The sequence below is a fragment of the Streptomyces sp. NPDC104307 genome (assembly GCF_055584045.1).
Window position 1 is genome coordinate 352,713 of record NZ_JBVJMU010000007.1, and the last position, 23,703, is coordinate 376,415.

The window sequence follows — 23,703 nt, forward strand, 5'->3', positions numbered from 1 at the left end:
CCCTGACCCGCCGGACAGGCCCTAGCTGTAGTCGCCATGGAATAGCGCGTGCGGTGCGGTGGGTTGTTCCATCCATGACTTCTCTCCGCACACTCGGTTCCTCCGACCTCCAGGTCTCCACGCTCTCCCTCGGCGGCAACGTCTTCGGCTGGACCGCCGACGAGGCGCAGTCCTTCGCCGTTCTCGACGCGTACACGGCGGGCGGCGGCAACTTCGTCGACACGGCCGACGCGTACTCCTCCTGGATCCCCGGCAACGTGGGCGGCGAGTCGGAGACCCTCATCGGCAAGTGGTTCGCCGCGCGGGGCAACCGGTCCGACGTCGTCCTGGCCACCAAGGTCGGCTCCCACCCCGAGTACAAGGGGCTCGCCGCCGCCACCATCAAGGCCGGGGCGGAGGAGTCGCTGCGCCGGCTCGGCACGGACTACATCGACCTCTACTACACGCACCACGACGACGAGACCGTCCCCGTCGAGGAGATCATCACCGCCCTCGACCAGTTGGTGAAGGAGGGCAAGGTCCGCGAGATCGCCGCCTCCAACATCAGCCCAGCACGGCTCCGCGCCTCGCTGGACTTCTCCGAGCGCGAGGGCCTGGCCCGTTACGTCGCGCTCCAGCCGCACTACAACCTCGTCTCGCGCGACACCTACGAGGGCGAGCTCCAGGACCTGAGCGCAGAGGCCGGGATCGCCGCCGTCCCGTACTTCGCCCTCGCCTCCGGGTTCCTGACCGGCAAGTACCGCGCGGGTACGACCGTGGACAGTGCCCGCGCCGGTGGCGCCGCCCAGCACCTGGAGACGGAGCGCGGCCAGAAGGTCCTCACCGCGCTCGACGCGATCGCGCGGGAGCGGGACGCCGAGATCGCCACGGTGGCACTGGCCTGGCTGGCCTCCCGGCCGACCGTGGTCTCACCGATCGCCTCCGCCCGTACGGTCGAACAGCTTCCCGCGCTGCTGGCCGTCGACGATCTGCGGCTGACGGACCAGGAGCAGACCGCCCTCACCGAGGCGTCCGCCTAGGACGAGGACTGCGGCCCGCCGCCGTACTGCTGCTGCTGCCCGTACGGCTGCTGCCCGTACGGCTGTTGCCCGTACTGCTCTTGTCCGTAAGGCTGTTGTCCGTACTGCTGTGGGCTGTAGAGCTGCGGGTTGTAGGGCTGTTGGCCGTACGGGTAGGCGGGGTCGGGCTGTTGCCCGTACGGGGCCGGGCCCGGGTGCGGGGCGGGGCTGCCGTACGGCTGGTACGGGCCGTACCCCGGGTGCGCGCCGGGCCCGGCCCCGTACGGACCGTGCGCCGGGCGTATGTGCCGGGGGCGGAGGCGGCCCGTCGCCTGCGCGGCGTACGCCAGGGCGGGTCCGGCGACCTCGCGGCGTTGCCACAGGTGGTGCAGCAGCTCCAGCTCGCGTTCGGCCAGATCCGGGCCGGCGGTGCCGCGGCGGGCCTGCCGGCGCAGAAACGCCAGTGACGTCGCGAACGACTCGTACTCGGCGACCGCGCGTGCCGCCGCCTTCCCGCGGGCCTTGGCCTCGGCCTTCGCCTGGGCGCCGACCACACTGCTGACCTGGGCGCTGATCTGGGCACTGATCTGGGCGTGGGTGGCGGCCGGCGCCGGTACGTAGCCCTGGTGGCCGTACGGGCTGTAGGGGCCGCCCCTCGCTGCCGCCGCCTGCCACCGCCGTGCCGTGTCCCTGGCCATGCCGCGGGCCCGCATCGACGACAGGGCGAGCGGCTCCGTGGGAGCGAGCCAGCCGGCCGCGGCGTAGGCGGGCAGCTCGATGGCCAGGGTGCGCAGCTCGCGCAGCCGGGACCAGATCGCCAGCCAGGTCACCAGGCCGAACGCGGGCACCATGAACACGCCGTACACCACGTAGAAGCCGTACGGGCCGAACGTCGCGGAGCCGTTCCACAGGGCGTGCATGCCCATCGCGAGGACCAGGCCGAGGAACGGCAGCGCGATGCGGCGGAACCGCTGGTGGCGTGCGCTGCTCGCGGCGATCCCGAAGCCGATGCCGGTCATGACGGTAAAGAGCGGATGCGCGAACGGCGACATCACCGCCCGGACGAAGAACGTCGCGACGGTCACCGAGGCGAACCCCGAGCCCAGCTGCTGGTCCTCGCCGAAGGCGTTGCCCAGATAGAGGATGTTCTCGGTGAAGGCGAAGCCCGTCGCGGCGAATCCGGCGACGACCAGTCCGTCGACGATCCCGTTGAAGTCCCGTCTTCGGAACAGGAAGAGCAGCAGCACGGCCGCGCCCTTGGCGCTCTCCTCGACGACGGGCGCTATGACGGTGGCGCCCAGCGTGTCCGCGCTGCCCGGGTCGGCGGTGGCGGTGGCGATCCACTGGGTCGCGAAGGAGTTCGCGAGGATCGCGACGAGCGCGGCCGCGCAGGCACCCCAGGCGAAGGCGAACAGCATGTTGCGCCACGGGCCCGGTTCGACCCGGTCCAGCCAGCGGAACGCCGTCATCAGCAGCGGGACCGGCAGCACCGCGAGGCCCAGCCCGACGAGGAACCCCTGAGTGCCCGTCTGGTCCCGGACCAGCGCGAGGATCACCAGACCGCAGAGGGCCAGCAAGGTGAAGACGGCGACGACGCGGAGCGTCCTGCTCCGCCACAGCATGCCGACGCGGCGCGGCCGGTAACGCCACTGGCCCCGCTCTGGCACGGCAGCCAGGATCTCGCCGACCCGCTGCTCCTCAAGCACCGGGACGGCCGGCTGCGACTGCCGCTGCTGCGGAACAGAACCGTCGGACACCCCATGACCCTAACGAGGAGCACTGACAACGGCCATGGCGTATCCACCCGTCGGGAAGCGTCGGCGCGGGTCGTCGGGGCGGGTCGTCGGCGCGGCTCGTCGGCGCGGCTCGTCGGGGCGGGTCGTCGGCGCGGCTCGTCGGCGCGGTTCGTCGGGGCGGTGGAGGAAGCGATCAGTGGCGGGCGAAGAGCAGGTCGTGCACGACGTGGCCCTTGTCCAGGCCCTGTCCCTCGAACCGGGTCAGCGGCCGGAACTCGGGCCGTGGCGCGTAACCGCCGTCCGCCGCCGTGTTCTCGAAGCGGGGGTGCGCGGTCAGCACCTCCAGCATCTGCTCGGCGTACGGCTCCCAGTCGGTCGCGCAGTGCAGGACCGCTCCGGGCTTCAGCCGCTGTGCCACCAGGTCGAGGAACTCCGGCTGGATCAGCCGGCGCTTGTGGTGGCGGGACTTGGGCCACGGGTCGGGGAAGTAGACGCGGAGCCCGTCCAGCGAGTCCGGCGTCAGCATCTCGCGCAGCAGGATGATCGCGTCACCGTTGGCGACCCGGATGTTGGACATGCCGTTCCGGTCCGCGAGACGGAGCAGATTGCCCTGGCCCGGGGTGTGCACGTCGACGGCGAGGATGCCGGTCCCCGGATCGTCGGCGGCCATCTGTGCGGTGGCCTCGCCCATTCCGAAGCCGATCTCCAGGACCACCGGCAGCCCGTCGAACAGCTCGGGCAGATCGAGGACGCGCAGCCCGTCGATGTCCAGTCCCCACTTCGGCCAGAGCCGCTCCAGGGCGTCCTGCTGGCCGGGCGAGACCCGGCTGCGGCGCGGCTGGAAGCTGCGGATCCGGCGCTCGTGGTGCGAACCTGCGGGATCGGCCGCCGGGCCGCCGGGGAAGCGGGGCGCCTGACGCAGCCTGCGCTGGCGGTCCAGGGCCGCCGCGCGCAGCTCGTCCGGGATTCCGGCGGTGGCGGACGCGCCGGGCGCGGTCGCCGTCGATTCGGCTCCGGGCGCGGCCGCAGTCGGCTCTGTTCCGGCCGCGTCGGCTGTCGGGTCTGCTCCGGGCGCGTCCGCTGTCGGTTCGGCTCCGGGCGCGGCGCCGCCGGGCGTCGTGGGGGAGGGGTTCATGGGCTCAGACACAATGCCCTGATTCTACGGCGGGCGGCTTCCACCCCGTCCCCTCTGCCCGTAGGAGCGCCCTGCGCGCCACCTCGCGTCCGATGGGCAGCGACGCCGTGGCGGCGGGCGACGGCGCGTTCAGCACGTGCACGGTGTGCGGGGCCTCGCGGATCAGGAAATCGTCCACCAGGGTGCCGTCCCTGAGGACCGCCTGCGCTCTGACCCCGGCCGGGGCGGGCCGCAGATCGGCCTCCGTGACCTCGGGCAGCAGCCGCCGCACCGCCGTCGTGAAGGCGTGCTTCGACAGTGAGCGGTGCACCTCGCCCACCCCGTACCGCCAGTGTCTGCGCGCTATCCGCCAGGAGCCGGGCCAGCTCAGCGTGTCCATCAGCTCGCGGGGGCGCACGACCGGCCAGCCGTAGCCCTCGCGGGCCAGCGCGGGCACCGCGTTCGGCCCGACGTGCACACCGCCGTCGTGGCCGCGGGTGAGGTGCACGCCGAGGAACGGGAACGCCGGATCCGGCACCGGATAGACCAGGCCGCGCACCAGATCGGGCCGGGCCAGCTCGTAGTACTCCCCCCGGAACGGCACGATCCGCATCCCCGGCTCGTCGCCCGCCAGCCGGGCCACCCGGTCGCACTGCAGCCCCGCGCAGTTGACCAGCACCCGGGCCCGCACCACCACGCCGTCCGCCGTCCGCACCGCGACGCCCCACGGCCGCCGGTCGATCGCGGTCACCTCTGCGCCGAACCTGATCAGCCCGCCGCCCGCCCGCACCTCGGCGGCGAACCGCTCGGTGACCGCCCCGAAGTCGCACACCCCTGTCGTGCCCACCCGGATCGCGGCGAGACCGCGCACCCGGGGCTCGTACTCGGCGATCTGCGCCGGCCCCAGCTCGGCCACCGGCAGCCCGTGCTCGCGGCCGCGCTGCACCAGCGCGTGCAGCCGGGGCAGCTCGGAGCGCCCGGTCGCCACGATCAGCTTGCCGGTCACCGCGTGCGCGATGCCGTGCTCCCGGCAGAAGTCGACCATCTCGGCGCCGCCGCGCAGCGCGTACCGCGCCTTGAGCGAACCCGGGCGGTAGTAGATGCCGCTGTGGATCACCCCGCTGTTGCGGCCCGTCTGGTGGCGCGCCGGGCCCCACTCCTTCTCCAGCACGGTCACCCTGGTGCCCGGAGCGCTCCGCGTGATCGCGTACGCGGTCGACATACCGACGATCCCGCCGCCGATCACCAGCACATCGCAGTCGTACGCCGCGTGCGTCATCATCACGCCACCTCCCACCCCGATAGTGCACTGACCCACTGACAACGCACTCAAACCCGATAGGGCCAGCGTGGCGCCCGCGGCTTCCGTGGCGCGGGACGCCGGACGGGGCGCCCGACCGGGGTGACCGGCCCGGCGGCGCCCCGGCCGCGCGCTCCGGTCAGGCCGGTGCGACCAGCAGCGGGCGGGCGCGTTCCCGCAGCTCCGCGACGCGCGGCTCGTCCCCGTAGGGCTCCAGCCGGTGCAGCAGGTCGCGCACGTACTCGGTGGTCCGCGCCGACGAGATGCGGCCCGCCACCTCCACGGCACGGGTCCCCGCCGCGCAGGCGGCGTCCAGATTCCCCGACTCCAGCTCCGCGACGGCCGACACCACGAGGCGCAGCCCGTGCGAGCGGACGAACTCCTCGGTCGGTCTGGACAGCGCCTGCTCGGTGAACCTCCGCACCTGCCGGGGCGCCTTCAGATCGAGATGGCACTCCGCCGCGTCGGCCGCGAACCGGTCGTACGAGTAGAACCCCAGCCACGACGGGTCGGCGTCCCCGTCCCGCGAACGCTCCAGCCACCCCTCCGCGGCCTTCAGCGCGGCCCCCGCGGCCGGTGCGTCGCTCGCCTTGGCGTGGGCCCGCGCCTCCACCAGACGGAAGAAGCTCATCGTGCGCGCCGTCGCGAGCCCGCGGTTGCGCTCCACGGCCGCCTGCGCGAGGTCGACCCCCTCGTCGGCGAAGCCGCGGTAGGTCGCCTGGAGCGACATGGAGGCGAGGACGTAGCCGCCGAGCGGTACGTCGGCCGCAGCGCGCGCCAGGCGCAGCGCCTGGATGTAGTAGCGCTGGGCGGCCTCCTGCTGGCCGGTGTCGAAGGCCATCCAGCCGGCGAGCCTGGTCAGTTCGGCCGCGGCGCCGAACAGCGCCCGGCCCACCTCGTCACTGTACGAACCCAGCAGCAGGGGTGCGGCGTCGACCCGTAAGCACTCCGGCACCATGGACGAACGCCAGTCCCCGCCGCCGTACTTCGAGTCCCAGCGCCGTGCGTCCTGGGCGGCCTCGCGCAGCTTGGACACATCGCTGTGGCCGACCCGCAGCGGCGAGACACCGTGCGCGGACTCCGGGCCCGGCTGGGCCGGAATCGACACGCTGTGCCCCGGCACCGGCGGCGCACCGTGCCCGTGCACCGGCGGCGCCCCCGCCTGACCCGGTACGAGCGGTGTTCCGGACAGCAGGTGCTGCGTGGACACGCCGGGCGGCGCCGGTGCCCCCGGCGCACCCTGCGCACCCTGCGCCCCCACTGCGCCCCGTGCGCCCTGTGTGCCGAGCACCGCGGCCTCCGCGGCGGCAGACGCGCGGGCGACCGACGGGTCGGCGGGGGATATCAGCCAGCGGGACGCGGGAGTGGCGTACGCACTCACCGAGAACGAGCCCGCGAGCGACTGCCAGATGCCGCCGCTGCCGGCCCGCCGCCCGGCCAGATCCAGCCGGTACAGCTCGGTCGCGGAGCGCACCGCCTCGCCCACGTCGCGCGGGAACGTCAGACCGACCTCCGGCGCGGGATCGGCGTCGGCGAGCCCGATCTCGTGCAGCGGGACCGGCCGGCCGAGCTTGGCCCCGATCGCCGCCGCGATGAGATGGGGCGCGGCGCCCTGCGGCACCATGCCCTTGGAGACCCACCTGGCCACCGAGGTCTTGTCGTACCGAAGTGTCAGTCCGCGCTGCGCCCCGAGGTCGTTGACCCGCCGGGCGAGCCCGGCGTTACTGATTCCCGCGAGGGCGAGAACGGTTCCGAGCTTGTCGTTCGGTCCGCGTTGCTCCCTGGACATGCGCCACCCCTCGACACACAGACGGCAGCCGCGACACCGTTGGGGCGCGCGGCATTCGTACCGTGTTCTCCCCAGGGACGAACCCTCGCACTCCGACCGCACACGCATTTGGCCGAGCCCCGAGGAATATGCCGCTCTGCTGAGAACATCAGTAAACCCAGCGTAGTTCGCCGCATCCCTACCGTTAAGGGGCGGACGTCCGTATGGCGGGATTGTTGCCCGCCCGGAGCCCTCGGGTGGCGAAGCGCGTCGAGCGGCGGACGGCGGTCGACGGCAGTGGCGAACAGCCGCGAGCCATCGGGGCCCCTGAGGTGCGAGTGGCCCGCGTGACGGATGTGGCGGGCAGCGGGGGAGAAGACGTGAAGGCGGCACGGAGAAGCGGTGGAAAGGGCGTGGGCGAGGAGTGCCGGGGCGGCGCGGGCGGGCGCTCGGGCCGGGTGCGGGCGGGGTGCTCGGGGCGGGTCGGGCCCGGGTGCCGGCCCGTCGGCCGCCCCCCTTGCCCACCCGCTGACCAGGCCAGGTCCGCGCTCCGGGTGGTGCGGCACCTCGTGGTCCGAGGGGTCCGGCCGGCCCTCGCGCGGGCCCTGTTCCGGCTGTCCGGGCGCGCTCCTCGCGTGTGGCCGTGCGCCCGGCCGTGCGCTCTGGCCCGGTCCGTACGGAAGCGCTTCCATGGGTGCTGCGTGGGTCGGCCCGCCGCGTTGGACACTGCGGGCTGGGGGAAACTGCCGCCTCATTCCCCGCAGGCGGTGGACCGGTCCGGGAGGCCAACCGCGTCTCCCGGACCGTACGTCGAGCCGTACGCCGGGCCGGGTTGGGCGAGCGCACGTGCGTTCGTGTGGGAGTTCGTGTGGATGGGTGGCGCGGGAGCCGGTCCAGGAGAGCCCGCCGCCCGGCCGAACCGTGCCAGGGCCGTGAGGCGGTCCGCGGCAGTCCGTGAACTGTCCGGTGCGGCATGGAGCAAAACGGCGTAAAAGCGGATGAAAGTAGTCGCGTATTTCTGGTGATCCGGTTCCAAGGCGCCCCGAGAATGGCCGAATGTCGTCGGTCGGGCGAGGTTGGGCCGCCGGGTTCGCGGACATCCGGTCGGCTGTCCGGGCGAGGGTGCGCACCGTGGCCTGATCGGGCTCGTGGAGGCGGTGCGCACGGGAGGGGCAACGCGCTGAATCGGTAACTCCGTTGCTGCCGGGAACGACGCGCGCGGGCGATGTGCCCGCTGACGCGACCGGTGGTCCCGCTCCGGCCTTTGCCAGGGGCGCATGCGCTCACGACGTGCGCCGTCCGTAGCCACTCCTGCACGCCGTTGTCGTGGCAGCATGTCCGCAACGGCGCCGCGCGTTACCGGAGTTCTCCCGATACCGCCCTGCCGCGCCGTTTTGTCCACAGCCTGTGGAGGCGGCGATGCGTTGGTTGGTGGGATGGAGCAGTATCGCCGCGAGCTTCGGCACGGCCGGAGCGGTCGGCGCGAGTGACGAGGGGCGCACGATGCACCCCGTGGGATCCCAACTCCTGTGGGGAGACCCGGATCCGCTCTGGGCGGTCGGGGACTGGCGGCCCGACGAGATCCGCACCGTCCGGGTGGACACGGCCGAGGGAGCGCCCACGGTCCGGCTCGCCGTACTCGGCTGCTGCGGCGCCACCGACGAACAGCTGCGCGTCGGACTGCTCGCCGCACGCGGCGGAGCCCTGCGCCACCTCACCGCCTGGACCGGCAGCTACACGGCGGTCGTCCAGATAGGCCGCCGGATCACCGTGGTGGGCGACCTCGCCGGCGCCCGCCCGGTCTTCTACACGCCCTGGGCCGGCGGCACGGCGTACGCCACCGCCGCACTGCCGCTCGCCGACCTCATCGAGGCGCAGCTCGACATCGGCCACCTCGCAGCCCTGCTCGCCTGCCCCGAGACCCCGGAGGCGCTGCGCGACGGCACCCCGTACGCCGGGGTGAAGCGCATCCCGCCCGGACACGCGCTGATCCTCCGTGAGGGCTCGCGGGAGATCACCGGGTACGAGGCGGTGGCCTCCCTCGCGGTGGCCGCACCCGAGCTCGATCCGGTGAGCGCGGTCGACGGGGTGCGCGACGCCCTGGTCGAGGCCGTGCGCGCCCGGCTGCTCGCGCCCCGTCACGCTCCGGAGACCGCGCCACCCGACCCGGGCCCGGTCCCCGGCATGGGCCCCGCCGAACGCCGGGCAGCACGGGGGGCGCCCGTACCCGGCATCGGCTCCGACCTCTCCGGAGGCAGCGCGTCCGCCACCCTCGCCCTGCTCGCCGCCGGGCTCCCCGGACTGCCCGGCACCCTCCTGGGCCACGGCACCGGGGCGGGCGAGCGGCTGCTCGCCGTCACGTTCAACGACCTGACCACCCGCGCCCACGAGGACGAACTCGAACGCGCCCGCGTCATCGCCGCCAACCCGCGACTGCACCACGTCGTCGTCGCGGCAGGCGAGGAGGCGCTGCCGTACGCGGAACTGGAGAACGGCCCCCTGACCGACGAGCCGGCCCCGTCGCTCGTCCTCGTCGAACGCCATCGCCGGCGGCTCGCCGCGGGCAGCGCCGACCACTTCGTGGGCGACGGCGCCCGGCAGGTGCTCGACGCCCACCCGGCCCGGCTGGCCGACCTGCTGATCGACCGCCGCCGCCGCCATCTGCTGCGCCCGGTCGCCGCGCTCGCCAAGGCCGAAGGCCCCTCCGCGCACTCCCTGTTCGTCCCGCTGACCGTCTACCGGGCGGCCCGGCGCCTGGCCCGTACGTCGTACCGCACCGGCCTCGAAGCGGCGGCGGAGCGCCTTCCCGACGCCAACCGCCTCACCCCTGACCTCGACACCCCCACCGATGCCTCGCTCGCCGCTCTGACCTGGTCGCGCCCGGGACCCGCCGCCCGCTGGCTGACCGGGGAGGCGCTCGCCGAAGTATCGGTTCGCCTTCAGGAGGCGGCGATCCGTCCCACCTCCGTCCAACGCCCCGGCGAGGCCCGCGCCAGGGCCGCGCTCACCCGGAACGCGGCCGACCACCGGATCCTGGAGCAGGCCGCGGAGGTCCGCAGCCAGCGGCTGCACGCCCCCTTCCTCGACAACCAGGTGGTACGCGCCGCCCGCGCGCTCCCCGAGTCCCTCCGGGTCCAGCCGGGCGCCCGCGCGGCGGTCCTGCGCCGGGTCCTGGCGGGCACCGGCATCCACGAGCTGCCGCCCGGCTGGGGCGCGCCGTCCCAGGCCACCTCGACGGAGGTCACCCGTACCGGCCTGCGCGCCGCTCTGCCCGAGCTCATCGCCCTCTTCGACGCCCCCCTGCTCGCCGACGCGGGCCTGGTCGAGGCCCGCGTCGTACGCAAGGCCCTGCGCGCGGCCGCGGAGGGCGAACCCCTTCCGCTGGACGGCCTCGCGGACCTCGCCTCCACCGAACTGTGGCTGCGCCGCCTCGTCTCGCGCCGCGGCACCTGCTGGACGGGCACGGCGGCACCGCGCCAGCGGGCCGTCGCCGGCGGGGTGGCCCCGGCACGACGGACGCTCCAGCCTTAGCCGGGAGCCGGGAGCCGGGAGCCGGGAGCCGGGAGCCGGGAGCCGGGAGCCGGGATCGGGGGACGGGCTGAGGCGCGTTGCGCCGCCCGCCTCCGGTTGTCGTACCGGCGGGACACAATGGCGGGGTGCGGTATCTGATCCTGGGCGTCACGGAGGCGCGAGACGAGAAGGGCGGCGCGCTGCCCCTCGGCGGAATGCGCCTGCGCGCCCTTCTCGCGTCCCTGGCGCTGCGGCCCGGCAGGTCCGTGCCGATCACCGAGCTCGTCGACGACGTGTGGGCGGACGATCCCCCGGCGGACGCCCCCGCCGCGCTCCAGGCCCTCGTGGGCCGCCTGCGCCGGGTGCTGGGGCGGGACGCGCTCGCCAGCACCCCCGGCGGCTACCGGCTGGCGGCCACCCCTGCCGACGTGGACCTGCACGTGTTCGAGCGGCTCGCCCGGCAGGGCGCGGCCGAGCTGGAGGCGGACGCGCCGCAGGACGCCGCCCGCACGCTCCGTACGGCACTCGCCCTGTGGCGTGGCCCCGCCCTGGCCGACCTGCCCGACCGCGACCACGGCCACGCGCTGCGTCCGGAGGCCCACCGGCTGGCCGCACTGGAGCACCGCATCGAGGCCGACCTGCGATGCGCGGCGGCCGGCGGACCCACGGGGCCGATGGCGGCTCTCGTGCCCGAGCTGGTGGAGCTGACCGCGGCGCACCCGTACGACGAGCGCTTCCGGGCCCAGCTCATCCGCGCCCTGCGCGCCGCCGGACGGCAGGCCGACGCGCTCGCGGCGTACGAGGACGCGCGCCGCGCCCTCGCCGAGGGGCTCGGCACCGACCCCGGGCCCGAGCTGGCCGCCCTCCACCACGCCTTGCTCAACCCCGCGCCACTGGCACGACCCGAACCAACCGAGCTCACCGCACCACCTGAACCAACTGCACCACCCGCACCACCCGAACCAACCGCACCACCCGCACCACTCGAACCATCCGCACCCGGGACCGAGGCGCCGCAATGCCGGGGAAATCTCCGCCCCCGGCTCACCTCCTTCGTCGGGCGCGAGCCCGAACTCCGCACCATCCGGGACGACCTGACCCGCTCCCGGCTGGTCACCCTCACCGGTCCGGGAGGCTCGGGGAAGACTCGGCTGGCCGAGGAGTCTGCGGCGCACGGGGGCCGCGCCGCCGGTGACGTCTGGCTCGCGGAACTCGCCCCGGTGGAGGACCCCGAAGCCGTCCCGGGAGCCGTGCTCTCCGCGCTCGGGCTGCGCGAGACGGCCCTGCTGCGGGACAGCGCCCACGAAGGAACGCATCCGCGTACCGACCCGGTCGACCTGCTCGCGGATCACCTCGCGCACTGGTCCAGGTCCCGCCCCTTCCTCCTCATCCTCGACAACTGCGAGCACGTCATCGGCGCGGCGGCCACGCTTGCCGAGACGCTGCTGACCCGCTGCCCCCGGCTGCGCGTCCTCGCCACCAGCCGCGAACCGCTCGGCGTGCCCGGCGAATCCGTCCGTCCGGTGGATCCGCTCCCGGCCGATCTCGCCCACCGTCTCTTCACCGAGCGGGCCCGTGCCGTGCGGCCCGGGTTCGACCCCGCGCGGGAGGCCGCACACGATGCGGCCGCCGTCGCCGAGATCTGCCGTCGGCTGGACGGGCTGCCGCTCGCCATCGAGCTGGCCGCGGCCCGGCTGCGGATGCTGAGCCCGCGCCAGATCGCCGACCGGCTGGACGACCGGTTCCGCCTGCTGACCAGCGGCAGCCGGACCGTACTGCCGCGCCAGCAGACCCTGCGCGCGGTCGTCGACTGGTCCTGGGACCTGCTGGACGAGGACGAACGCACCGCCCTGCGCCAGGTCTCGGTCTTCGCGGGCGGCTGGGACCTGCCCGCCGCGGAGGCGGTGATCAGGACGCCGGGCAGGCCTGCCGGGCACAACGCAGCCGACACAGCCGAAATAGCCCACACAGCCGACATAGCCCACACGGCCCACGCAGCCCACACGGCCCACGCAGCCGATACGGCCAAGACAGCCCACACGGCAGACCTCATCGGGGCGCTCATCGACAAGTCCCTCGTCGTCGCCACCCCGGCCGCCGACGGCGGCATGCGTTACCGCCTCCTGGAGACCATCCACGAGTACGCCATCGAGCGCTGCGCCGAGACCCCGGACGTACGGGCCGAGGCAGGGCGGGCACACACCGCGTACTTCCTCTCGCTCGTCGAGGAGGCGGAGCCGAAGCTGCGCTCCGCGGACCAGCTCCCCTGGATCCAGTGCCTGGAGACGGACCTCGACAACATCAGGGCCGCGCTACACCGCACCACCGCCCCTCACACCGGCCGGTCCGGCCCATCGACCGCATCCGCCGAATCGGACGCCGCGCGGCTGGTGCTGGGCATGGGCTGGTTCTGGTGGCTGCGCAACTACCGCACAGAGGGCCTCAGCTGGACCGCGCGGGCGCTGTCGTTCGGCCCGGAGCCCGCCGACGCCACCGACCCCCGTTACTGGCCCTGGATGAATCTGCGCATGCTGCGGTTCTTCCTGGAGACGGAGAGCGGTTCGCCGGACGCGCACCGCGACGGTCAGCCGGACGAGGGGTTGGTGCGACGGCTGGCCGACGCGTTCATGTCGTCCGGTCCCCAGGCGGCCCGCTTCCCCGGGCTGCTCTGGCCGATGACCTCGTTCATCACGCTGGGCACGAAGGACATGGGGGACGTGCACCGGAAGATCGACGCCGTCGTCGACAACGCCCGCGTCCACGGGAACGACTGGGGGTACGGCGTCTCGCTGATGTTCCGTACGCACATGATCGTCGACATGCCGGGCGGCATGCCGGGGGTCGACGACGACCTGGTGGAACTGCGCGATCTGAGCCGCCGCGTCGGGGACCGCTGGATGCGCGCCCAGGTCGAGAGCGCCGCGGCGGAGGCGGCCATGATGCGGGGCAGGTACGAGGAGGCGCGTCCGGCCTACGAGGAGGCGCTGCTGCTCGCCCGCGAGGTCGGCGCCCACGCCGAGGCCCCGTTCCTGCTGGCCCGGCTGGCCGAACTCGCCTACCGCACCGGCGACGTGGCCGCCGCCGAGCGGGGCCTTGACCTGTCGGAGGCCGAGGCGGTGCGCTACCAGACGCACGACGCGTCCGCGTACGTCCACTACCTGCGCGCCACCTTCGCCCTGGACCGGGGCGACATCGCGGCCGCCCGGCGCAAGCTCACAGAGGCGCGGGGGACGGACGACGAGAACAGCCCGCCCACGCAGATGCCCGCGCTGCTGAACGGACTCTCCGCGCGCATCGCCGTGTACGAGCCGGAGCCCCACGGCGGTCCTGCCGTCGCTCTGCGCGGGCTGGCGGCGGCCCTGGTCGCTGCGCGGGACGGGCAGTACGCGGAGGCCATCACCGGATACCTGGCGGACGCCCTCGTGACCGTGCTGCCGAAGCTGGGCCACCATGCGGCCGCCGTACGCGTCCTGGCCGCCGCCGACAGCTGGCGGCTCTGCGGTCCCAGAACCGAGTTGGAGCAAGCGGCGGTCGACGAGGCCGGGCAGCTGGCCCGCGAGGCGCTGGGGGAGCGGAGTTACGAGAAGGAGCGCGCGGCGGGCCACGCACTGACCATCGACGGAGTCGTCGGCCTCCTCGCGGAGATCACCGGCCCGGAGGTCACCGGCCCGGAGGTCACCGGCCCGGAGGTCACCGGCCCGGAGGTCACCGGCCCGGAGGTCACTCCCCCTGGGGCCGGCGGCCCGCCGGTCAGCGGCAACTGATCCGGGAGTCGGCCCAGTTCGCGAGGGCCACCCCGCCGAACGGGGTGGTCGGCTCCACGACGAGCCGGATCCGGTCCTGGCCCTCGATGCCGACGCCCACCGGTACGGCCGGATCGTCGCCGTTCATCACGGGCGACTGCCACAGCCGCGCCCCGTCGCCGTTGAACACGGAGAAGCGCACGGATCCGAGCCCCATGGTCAGGTCGTCCACGCCGACCATCGCCTCGTAGCGGGTGCACTGGCGGTTCAGTTCGATGACGACCGACGAGCGGCTGTGGACGGTGACCCCGTGGGCGTACCGCGTGCCGCCGACCGACATCCCGGACCGCTGCCAGACCCAGCCGCTCTCCCCGAGCACCACCTCGGGGCCGGAGTGGTCCCCGAGGAGGCTGTAGCTCAACTCGTTGACCTGGTAGACCTCCGGCGCCGGTGCGGGCGGCGGCGGGGGAGCCGGGGTCGGAGTCGGTGTGGGGGTGGGTGTAGGGGTCGGCTTCGGCGCGGGCGGCGGCGGTGCGGGCGCCCGCGGCGTGGGCGTCGGCGTCGGCGTGGGGGTGGGTGTGGGCGTCGGCGTGGGTTCCGGCTTCGGCGGTACGGGAGCGGGCGGCGCCGGCTTCGGGGGCGGGGTGGGCTTCGGTTTCGGCTTCGGCGGTGCGGGCGAGGGCACCGCGGGCGCCACGGCCGGCGGCCTGGCCACCGGCTTCGCCTCCGGCCGGGGCTGGTCGTCGCCGACCAGCGCCCACACCAGCCCGGCCGCGGCCGCGACGGCGACCGCCGCCGCGATACCGGCCTTCGCCGGAGCGCCGAGCCCCTCGGAGGCGGCGGCGCCACCGGCGGAGCCGGCGGACGAACCCCCGCCGGTCGCGGCGGCCGCGGCACCCGCGCCCGCCGCACCGGCCGCTCCGCCCGCCACGATCCCGGCGGCCTTGAGCGCGTATCCGGCGGCGAACCAGCCGATGACCGCGACCGGGAGCAGCGCGGGGATCCCGGCGTTCACATGGGCCAGTTCGCCCGCCGCGAGCCGGCATTTCGCGCACTCGTCCAGGTGTCCGCGCAGGCCCCGCTCGGCGCGCATCCGCAGCCCGCCGCGGGCGTAGGCGCCGAGCCGGTCCGCGTAGCGGGCGCAGTCGCCGCCGGAGGTGAGCGCCTGGCTCACATGGGCCTGCAGATACGCCTGCTTGAGCCCTTCGCGGGCCCGGCTGGCGAGCACAGAGGTGGCGTTGGCGGTGAGCCCGAAGAGCGGGGCGATGTCGCTGGGCGACTCCTCCTCGACGGTGGTGTGCCACAGGACCGCCTGCCAGCGCTCGGGGAGGCTGCGGAAGGCCTGCATCGCCATCGACTGCTCGGCCTCGTGCATCGCCAGCACATCGGCACCGAGATCGAGGGTGTCCGCGTCAGACACTTCGGAGGAGCGGGAGGCCTGCGCGGCGAACTCCGCGAAGTCGTAGACCAGTTGTTCCCGCCTGGCGGTCTTCGTCCATGCGGCGCCGACGTGCCGGACCGCGGTCATCAGGTAGGCGCGCACCGCCTCCTGCGGGCCCTTGCCGCCCCGTACGGCCTGTAGCGTCCGGGCGAAGACCTCGGCCGTCAGGTCGTCGGCGGTGTGCGCGTCCCGGCAGCAGGTGCGCGCGTACCTGCGCACCGCGTCCGAGTGCCGGCGGAACAGCTCGTCGTACGCGAGGTCGTCGCCGTCCCGCATCCGCTGGATCAACTCGGCATCGGAGAGGGCCGTCCCGGCGGCATCGGCGGCACTCCGGCCGCCGCCCACCCGCTGCGCGGGGACCGCGTCCGTGCCCGCCGGTGCCGGGTTCTCGACCGGTGCGGGGGGCCACGGTCCGGGCAGGACCGTGCCGCCGTCCTCTTCTTCGCCGGACCCCTGGCGTCCGGGTCCGGCCTGGCTCGGCACCTGTTCCGCGGGCAGGCCGCCCGTACCGGAGCCGCCGCCCGTGCCGCCACCCGTGGTGGAGACACCGTCGAACGACTCTTCCTGCTGCCCGTCACCGCTCATCACGGTCGCCCCCGTATGCGCTTTCGGACCCGAATACCGGGCAAGCGTGCCACAGAGGGCGGCAGTGGCGGCCCCTCAGCCCCGCCAACCACTCATCCGGGGCGTTCTCCCGAATATGAGCACTAGCGGACACCCGTTCGGGGAAGGGCTAACAGGTTGTGCTGATGGGGCAGTTGAGCGACATGAGCACAGTCGAGCCGACAGCGGCCCCGGAGCTTCCGGAACCCGCGGAGACTCCGAAGCCCCCTGAGACTCCGAAGCCCCTGGGCCCCGGAGCCCACGACGGGCCGGGGGCGGTCCGCCGAGGCGGCAGCCGGCCCCCGCGCCCCCGCTCACGCAGGACGTGAGCGCAGCCCCTCCAGCAGGATGTCCAGCAGCCGGGCCGAAGCCGCCGCCTGCTGAGCCGCGTCCGGCAGCGAGGGTGCCGCCGTCGCGATGACCAGCAGCACATCGGCCACCGTCACATCGCGGCGCAGCTCACCCGACGTCCGCGCCCGGTCGACCAGCCGGCCCACGACCTCCAGCAGCTCGGCCGCTCCACTGCCGACGCCGTCGATCTCCGACTCTGCCGACGCCGGCTCCTGCCGGGGCTCCGCGACCCGCAGGCCACCGCCCTGGCCGGTCTCCTGCCGCTGCTGCGGCACCCGGGGTTCGTCCCGGGCGGCGCCCGCGTCGCCGACCGGCGTCGAGTCCTCGCTGTCCACCCCGACCCGCAGTATCTGCGGCGGCAGCAGCCGCCCCGCACCGGAGGCGACCGAGGTCCGCAGGAAGCGCGACAGCGCCGACCACGGCTCCTCCTCCTGCCCCAGCGCGGACCGGGCCTGGTCGGTCAGCCGAGAGGTCTCCTCCTCGGCTATCCGCCGCACCAGCACGTCCTTGCTGGGGAAGCGCCGGTACACCGTGCCGACACCGACCCGGGCCCGACGCGCCACGTCCTCCATCGGAGCGCCGTACCCGAGCTCACCGAACACCTCGCGGGCGGCCCGCAGCACATGTTCCAGATTGCGCTGCGCGTCCACCCGAAGCGGCGCCGAGCGGCCGTGCGCTCCCGCGCCGACGGTGCCCGAGCCGAGTGCGGCACTCAGTGTGCTCACCGCTCCCGGTGAGACGGGGGCCCCTGATGACCCGATGCCGCTCACCGTGCCGACTGCACCGACCGCACCGACTGCGCCGATCCGCCCGTTTCCTTCGGGCGCGACAGCAGCAGTTGGCCAATGCGATTCCTGAATATGCATAACTGTTCCCCCGGTTATGACGTCTCCCCCCGGAGACTCCCGCCGTGTCTGCCGGGTTGAGCGATGTTCTCATCCGTCACCCCGACGACACACGAACATAGTTGAGCCAGGGGCAATGCAGAAGGGGGCAGTTCCGCCCGGAGCGCCCCCCGATCGGAACAAGGACCGGTTGATCACCGATTCGCCCACTGCCCGTACCCCCCACCGCGACCTCTGACCTGCGGGGCGTCCGTATTGCCGCGACGATCAACCGGAGCGGCCCGTTCGGAAGCTCCGGTCACACAATTTGCCGGGGCTGTGGACAAACTCCGGAGCGCGTTGCGTCATGGGGTGGTGATGGCTTCAGATTCCGGGGGAACACCCCCCGGCCCCCCGCCCGGCGTGCGCATTCTCGTCGTCGGCGGCGGCTACGTCGGGATGTACACCGCGCTGCGTCTCCAGCGGAAGCTCAAACAGCGGCTGAGAAGCGGCGAAGCGGAGATTGTCGTCGTCACCCCTGACCCCTATATGACGTATCAGCCGTTCCTCCCGGAAGCCGCCGCCGGTTCGATCTCACCGCGCCATGTGGTCGTCCCGCTGCGCCGGGTCCTGCCCGACTGCACGATCCTCATCGGTGAGGCGCGGCGGATCGATCCGGTCAAACGCGTCGCGACCGTCACCACACTGGCCACGGGCGAGGACGGCACCGGAGCCGTCGAGATCCCGTACGACGAGATCGTCATCGCGCCCGGCTCCGTCTCGCGCACCCTCCCCGTCCCCGGTCTCGCCGACCACGGCTTCGGCTTCAAGACCATCGAGGAGGCCATCGGGCTGCGCAACCACGTGATCGAGCAGATGGACATCGCCTCCGCCACCCGCGACCCAGCCATCCGCGACGCCGCCCTCACCTTCGTCTTCGTCGGCGGCGGCTACGCGGGAGTGGAGGCGCTGGCCGAGCTGGAGGACATGGCCCGCTACACCGCGCGGTACTACCACAACATCAAGGCCGAGGACCTGAAGTGGATCCTGGTCGAGGCCACAGGCCGCATCCTGCCCGAGGTCGGCGAAGCGATGGGAAAGTACGCGGTACGTGAGCTGCGCGGCCGCAATATCGACGTACGGCTCGAAACCCGGCTGGAGTCCTGCGAGGACCGGGTGGCCGTGCTCAGCGACGGCTCCCGCTTCCCGACCCGCACACTCGTGTGGACGGCCGGTGTGAAGCCCGCGCCGCTGCTCGCCGCCACCGGCCTGCCGCTCAACGAACGCGGCAGGCTCAGCTGCACGGCGAAGCTCACCGTCGAGGGCGCCGAACACGCCTGGGCCGCCGGTGACGCCGCCGCCGTCCCCGACCTGACCTCCGACGAGCCAGGACGCGAGACCGCGCCCAACGCCCAGCACGCGGTCCGCCAGGCCAAGGTCCTCGCGGAGAACATCGTCGCGTCCATGAACGGCGAACCGCTCACGGAGTACCGGCACAGTTACGCGGGCTCCGTCGCCTCGCTCGGCCTGCACAAAGGTGTCGCGCAAGTCTACGGACGCAGGCTCGAGGGCTACCCTGCGTGGCTGATGCACCGCGTGTACCACCTGAGCCGGGTCCCCACGTTCAACCGCAAGGCCCGCGTCCTCGCCGAATGGACCCTCGCGGGCCTCTTCAAGCGCGAGATCGTCTCCCTCGGCTCGCTGGAACACCCCCGGGCCGAGTTCGAACTCGCCGCGGGAAGGCGTCCCGGCGGCGACGGCGACGACTGTCAGTAGGGTCCGACACACTGGACGTGTGACCATAGGTGGGCTCACATCTGCACAGAGTGACCCGGCAGGCGGCGACCGGCAGTAACCAGCAGCGGCGGGCTCCGGCTGCGCCCTCCCGGCAGTCCGGCCCCGGACCGGCGGGAAGAAACAGCCAGGCAGGAGCACGGCCGGCAGCGGAAGCGGCCCGGCAGGAGAACAGGCAGAGGACCGGCAGAGGAAGCAGCCCGGCAGAGGAAGCAGCCCGCCCGAGCGGACCAGACCGACACACGAGGCCAGAAATTCCGTGAACTTCACCCGCTGGAGCGCCCGCCTACCCGGTACGCAGCGTCGAGCCGCCCGGGACGACCACAGTGCCGTACCGGCGGCCCGCGCCGAGTACGCACAGGACGAAACCGGATCCGGCCCGCCCCAGGACGGACCTGACGCCCCGGCGACCCGCCCCCCGGCGTCCGCCCTGGAGGACCTCTCCGCCCGCGACATCCTCGGCCAGCTGCCCGCCCTCGTCGCCCTGCTGCACGGACCCGAGCACCGCGTCGCGTACGTCAACGACGCCTACGCCGCGGCCTTCGGCCCCCGCCCCTCCGGTGTCCCGGCCGCCGAGGCGATGCCCGAGCTGACCGAGCTGAGCCTGCTCCCCCTGATGGACCAGGTCCTGCGCAGCGGCACACCCCGCACGGTCAAGTCCCGCAAGGTGGCCGACGGCAGCTCGTACACCGTGACCTGCACCCCGGTCCAGCACGACAAGGACAAGGGGCAGGAGCGCGGAGTGCTCGTGTACGCCGCCGATGTCACCGACCACGCGGAGGCGGCGGAGCGGTTGCGCACCAGCGAGCGGCGCCACCGCGAAACGGCCGTCACCCTGCAGCGCTCGCTGCTCCCGCAGGAGCTGGAGCAGCCCGACGACCTGCGGATCGCCGCCACCTACCAGCCCGGCGGCACGGACGCCGCGGTCGGCGGCGACTGGTACGACGTCATCACCCTCGGCGCGGGCCGCACCGCCCTGGTCATCGGGGACGTGATGGGACGCGGGGTGCGCGCCGCCGCCGTGATGGGCCAGCTGCGCACGGCGGTGCGGGCCTATGCCCGCCTCGACCTGCCCCCGCACGAGGTGCTCCAGCTGCTCGACGGGCTGGCCGCAGAGATCGACGCCAGCCAGATCGCCACCTGCGCCTACGCGGTCCACGACCCCAACGAGGGCCTGCTCGTCTACTCCTCCGCCGGCCACCTGCCGATCCTGGTGCGCGACGAGGACGGCACGGTGCACCGCGCCGAGGGCCCGACCGGTCCGCCGCTCGGCACCGGCGGCTGGATCCACACCTCCGGGACGATCGCGCTGCCGCCCGGCTCCACCGCCGTCCTCTACACGGACGGGCTGGTCGAGCGCCGGAGCGAGGACATCGACGAGGGCGTGGCCGCCCTTGAGCGGGCGCTCTCCGGTGCGAAGGGCGCGCCGCAGGTGGTGTGCGACCGCCTGATGCGCTCCCTCAACATCACCGCGGAACACGATGACGACGTCGCGGTCCTGGTGGTCCAGCACCCCGCTCGTACGGGACCGGTCGCGGAGCTGTTCCACAACGCCTCGCTCGATCTGCTCGGCGGCATCGAGGCGGCCCCGCGCGCCCGCGCCTTCGCGACGGGCGTCCTGACGTCGTGGCGCTTTCCGGTGGAGCTCTGCGACCTGGGCGTCCTCGCCGCGGGCGAGCTGGTCGCGAACTCCCTCCAGCACGGCACACCGCCGATGCGCCTGGGCCTGCGGCGCACCGACCGGCGGCTGATCATCGAGGTCACGGACGGTGACGACCACCTGCCGCGCCGCCGCCGTGCCGAACCGGCGGACGAGGCGGGCCGGGGCATCTCCATCGTCGCGACGATCGCCACGTCCTGGGGCAGCCGCCGCACGCCGGGCGGCGGCAAAGCGGTCTGGTGCGAATTCGCCCTGCCCCGGTAGGAGCGTGGCGCGGTCCCGGCCCTCAGTGCACAGCGGCGACCGGGACCGGCGCCTCGGCCGCCGCACCCTCCGGCAACGACACCGCCACCACCCGAGACGGCACAGCCGCGAGCGAGGGCTGGTCCTGTACGGGGGTGAGCCGTCGGCCGAGCCGCAGCGCGAGCGCCGTGATCCCGAGCGAGAACAGTACGAACGTCACGATGTACGGCCCGTGCAGCGAGGCCCCCATGGGCCCGCCCACGGCGGGACCGACCGCGAGCGCCAGCTGCTTGCACAGGGCGAAGGCCGAGTTGTACTGCCCGACCATCGACTCCGGCGCCAGATCGGCGACCAGCGGCGCGACGGTCGGCGAGAGCATCGACTCACCGAGCCCGAACAGTGCGTACGTGGAGATCATCGCGGCCGTGGCCATGGTCTGGCTGCCGTGCCCGAGCCCGGCGTAGCCCGCCACGATCCAGGCGAAGGCCCAGATCAGCCCGACCGCCGCGATCACCCGGCTGCGACGGCGGCGCTCCACCAGGCGCAGCACCACGAACTGCGCGACGACGATGACGGCGGTGTTGGCGGCCAGCGCGATCCCGAGCGTGGAGGGCTCGATCCCGGCGGCCTCCGTGCCGTACGCGGCGAGCCCGGACTCGAACTGTCCGTAGCAGGCGAAGAACACCACGAACCCCAGCACACACAGCTGCACCATGGCTCGGTGCGAGAGCAGCGCCCGCATCCCGCCGCCCGCGCCACCACCGGCACCGGACACCCCCGCCGCGACGACGGGCGTACGAGGCATCCGCACGGTCGCCGTGATGGCGCCGAGCACGAGGAACATCACCGCTTCGATCAGGAACAGCAGCGTGAAGGACGCCGGACGCTCCGTGTCGACGATCTGTCCGCCGACCAGTCCGCCGATGCCGAGGCCCAGGTTCTGCAGGAAGAACTGCATGGCGAAGGCCCGGGTACGGGTGCCGGTGTCGGAGCACCGCACGAGCATGGTGGCGAGGGCCGGCTGCATGACGGCCGTTCCAGCGCCGAGGACCGCGGCCGACAGGACGGAAGCGGTCACCTGCGAGGAGAAGCCGAGCGCGACCGCGCCCAGGGAAGCGACGACCGAGGCGACGAGCAGGACGGGAAGCGGCCCGCGACGGTCGATGACCCGCCCGGTGAACGGCAGGACGGCGAGCGCCGCCATGGCGAAGACCGCCAGCACGACGCCCGCCGTACCGGCGCCCAGATCCCGTACCTGCGCCACGTAGACGTACAGATACGGAACGGTGAACCCGAGCCCGAACGCGCTCAGCGCGCTCCCCAGCTGGATCCGCCGCAGCGCTGCACCCATTTCCCTGGTCACACTCACCTACCTCAAGGTCTCGAAGCCATGTGATCGAGCGAACCGAACGACTCGAACCCGAAGACTTTAGCACTAAAGTTAGAAGCTCAACAATACAGATTGAAGGACTTCGACGCCTATGGGTGGCGTGCCATACTGCGCGCCATGTCTGACACCACCGAGCCCGGTCTCCAGGAGCCGAGCCTCGACGAGCAGATCGCCGCCTATCAGCGCGAGTTCCGGGACCTGGACCCCCAGGTCGAGCAGGTCGTCTCCGCGCTCGGCCGGCTGAACCGCCGGATGAACGTGGCGTACGGACGTCAGGTCGCCGCCCTCGGCATCAGCAACGCCGAGTGGGAGGTCCTCAAGACCCTCGTGCTGGCGGGCACTCCCTACCGGCTCGGTCCTGGGGAGCTGGCCAAGCGGCTCGGGCTCACCCCGGCCGCGATGACGCACCGCATCGACCGCATGGCGGGCGAGGGCCTCGTCACCCGCGACCGCGACGAGAACAACCGGGTCCGCGTCATCGTCGAGCTGACGGACGAGGGCCGGGCGAAGTGGCTGGAGGCGATGCGGATGGCCACCGACTTCGAGGAGGAGCTGCTCCAGGACCTCTCGGGCGACGAGCGCGGTGTCCTCGGCGAGATGCTGATCCGGCTGCTGCGCCGGGTGGAACATGCCCAGCCCGACGCCGGCGGCCGCCTCACCGACCTGGACTGAACCGCCCCTCCGCGGGCGGGCCGGGGAGGGGTTGACACGCCCCACCGCGATCCGTAAGGTTCTTCGAGTTGTCACGGAGCCGGAACGGTTCTGTAGCGACCGATCCGCCGCGAATGCGGCAACCAAAACTCAGCACGATCTCCCACTCGGGAGAATTTCGGTATGCCGAAATTGATTTCGAAGGCTCGATTATGAGCCGCCGGGAAGATCCGCTAGAGTTTGAGACGTCGGAACGGCCCAACAGCCGGGAAGACAAGCCCCACTGACTGGGAATCAGCCCCGAAAGGATCTGATAGAGTCGGACTCGCCGGAAAGGGAAACGCGAAAGCGAAGAACTGGAAAGCGAAAATGCGAGGCCCGCTTCGACCGGGAATCGGACACGAAAGAGTCTGATAGAGTCGGAAACGCAAGACCGAAGGGAAGCGCCCGGAGGAAAGCCCCAGAAAATGTTCTGCGGTGAGTACAAAGGAAGCGTCCGTTCCTTGAGAACTCAACAGCGTGCCAAAAGTCAACGCCAGATACGTTGATACCCCGACCTGCTTCGGCAGGTTCGAGG

Annotated in this window: 13 protein-coding genes; 6 read left to right on the top strand and 7 right to left on the bottom strand. The window is 73.1% G+C overall.

The genetic code is table 11. The features are described 5' to 3' along the window. Positions 1-74: 74 nt before the first annotated feature. Positions 75-1,019, top strand: a complete 945-nt coding sequence (locus tag ACZ601_RS21020) for an aldo/keto reductase (RefSeq protein WP_469540038.1) — start codon at positions 75-77, stop codon at positions 1,017-1,019. Here ACZ601_RS21020 and ACZ601_RS21025 read toward each other — a convergent pair. The 4 genes from ACZ601_RS21025 to ACZ601_RS21040 form a co-directional block, all read right to left on the bottom strand. Continuing rightward, positions 1,016-2,755 carry a PrsW family intramembrane metalloprotease gene (locus tag ACZ601_RS21025; protein ID WP_469540040.1) on the bottom strand — a complete coding sequence of 580 codons (1,740 nt, stop codon included), beginning with the start codon at positions 2,753-2,755 and terminating at the stop codon, positions 1,016-1,018. The genes ACZ601_RS21020 and ACZ601_RS21025 overlap by 4 nt on opposite strands. Before the next feature lie 172 nt (positions 2,756-2,927). Then, complete coding sequence (gene trmB / locus ACZ601_RS21030; protein WP_469540112.1) at positions 2,928-3,869, bottom strand: tRNA (guanosine(46)-N7)-methyltransferase TrmB; 942 nt, start codon at positions 3,867-3,869, stop codon at positions 2,928-2,930. Positions 3,870-3,873: 4 nt separating this feature from the next. Further along, positions 3,874-5,130, bottom strand: a complete 1,257-nt coding sequence (lhgO, locus tag ACZ601_RS21035) for an L-2-hydroxyglutarate oxidase (protein ID WP_469540043.1) — start codon at positions 5,128-5,130, stop codon at positions 3,874-3,876. Between the two features lie 157 nt (positions 5,131-5,287). After that, positions 5,288-6,937, bottom strand: a complete 1,650-nt coding sequence (locus tag ACZ601_RS21040) for a sporulation protein (RefSeq protein ID WP_469540046.1) — start codon at positions 6,935-6,937, stop codon at positions 5,288-5,290. Positions 6,938-8,335: 1,398 nt separating this feature from the next. On the opposite strand from ACZ601_RS21040, the gene ACZ601_RS21045 reads away from it, so the two are divergent. Together ACZ601_RS21045 and ACZ601_RS21050 are read left to right on the top strand one after the other, a co-directional pair. Next, positions 8,336-10,447: an asparagine synthase-related protein gene (locus ACZ601_RS21045; RefSeq protein WP_469540048.1), complete on the top strand. Its 2,112-nt coding sequence runs from the start codon at positions 8,336-8,338 to the stop codon at positions 10,445-10,447. 125 nt (positions 10,448-10,572) lie between these two features. Then, positions 10,573-14,190, top strand: coding sequence for an AfsR/SARP family transcriptional regulator (locus ACZ601_RS21050; RefSeq protein WP_469540051.1), 3,618 nt, complete (start codon positions 10,573-10,575; stop codon positions 14,188-14,190). On the opposite strand, the gene ACZ601_RS21055 is transcribed toward ACZ601_RS21050, so the two are convergent. Together ACZ601_RS21055 and ACZ601_RS21060 are read right to left on the bottom strand one after the other, a co-directional pair. Further along, positions 14,177-16,195, bottom strand: a complete 2,019-nt coding sequence (locus ACZ601_RS21055; RefSeq protein WP_469540054.1) for a sigma-70 family RNA polymerase sigma factor — start codon at positions 16,193-16,195, stop codon at positions 14,177-14,179. The two genes, ACZ601_RS21050 and ACZ601_RS21055, sit on opposite strands and share 14 nt — an antisense overlap. Before the next feature lie 332 nt (positions 16,196-16,527). Then, a complete protein-coding gene (locus ACZ601_RS21060; protein WP_440578507.1) occupies positions 16,528-17,430 on the bottom strand; it encodes a TetR/AcrR family transcriptional regulator in 903 nt (300 codons plus the stop codon). A gap of 336 nt (positions 17,431-17,766) precedes the next feature. On the opposite strand from ACZ601_RS21060, the gene ACZ601_RS21065 reads away from it, so the two are divergent. Both ACZ601_RS21065 and ACZ601_RS21070 read left to right on the top strand, forming a co-directional pair. After that, positions 17,767-19,164: an NAD(P)/FAD-dependent oxidoreductase gene (locus ACZ601_RS21065; RefSeq protein WP_469540058.1), complete on the top strand. Its 1,398-nt coding sequence runs from the start codon at positions 17,767-17,769 to the stop codon at positions 19,162-19,164. Positions 19,165-19,441: 277 nt separating this feature from the next. Next, positions 19,442-21,106: an ATP-binding SpoIIE family protein phosphatase gene (locus ACZ601_RS21070; protein WP_469540060.1), complete on the top strand. Its 1,665-nt coding sequence runs from the start codon at positions 19,442-19,444 to the stop codon at positions 21,104-21,106. 22 nt (positions 21,107-21,128) lie between these two features. Here ACZ601_RS21070 and ACZ601_RS21075 read toward each other — a convergent pair whose 3' ends face one another. Beyond that, positions 21,129-22,436 (bottom strand): MFS transporter, encoded by a 1,308-nt coding sequence (locus ACZ601_RS21075; protein ID WP_469540115.1) that lies wholly within the window; start codon positions 22,434-22,436, stop codon positions 21,129-21,131. Between the two features lie 156 nt (positions 22,437-22,592). Here ACZ601_RS21075 and ACZ601_RS21080 point away from each other — a divergent pair, with 156 nt between their 5' ends. Next, the gene (locus tag ACZ601_RS21080; protein WP_207319605.1) at positions 22,593-23,147 is read left to right on the top strand and encodes a MarR family winged helix-turn-helix transcriptional regulator; all 555 of its coding nucleotides are present in this window, start codon (positions 22,593-22,595) and stop codon (positions 23,145-23,147) included. The last annotated feature ends 556 nt before the right edge of the window (positions 23,148-23,703 follow it).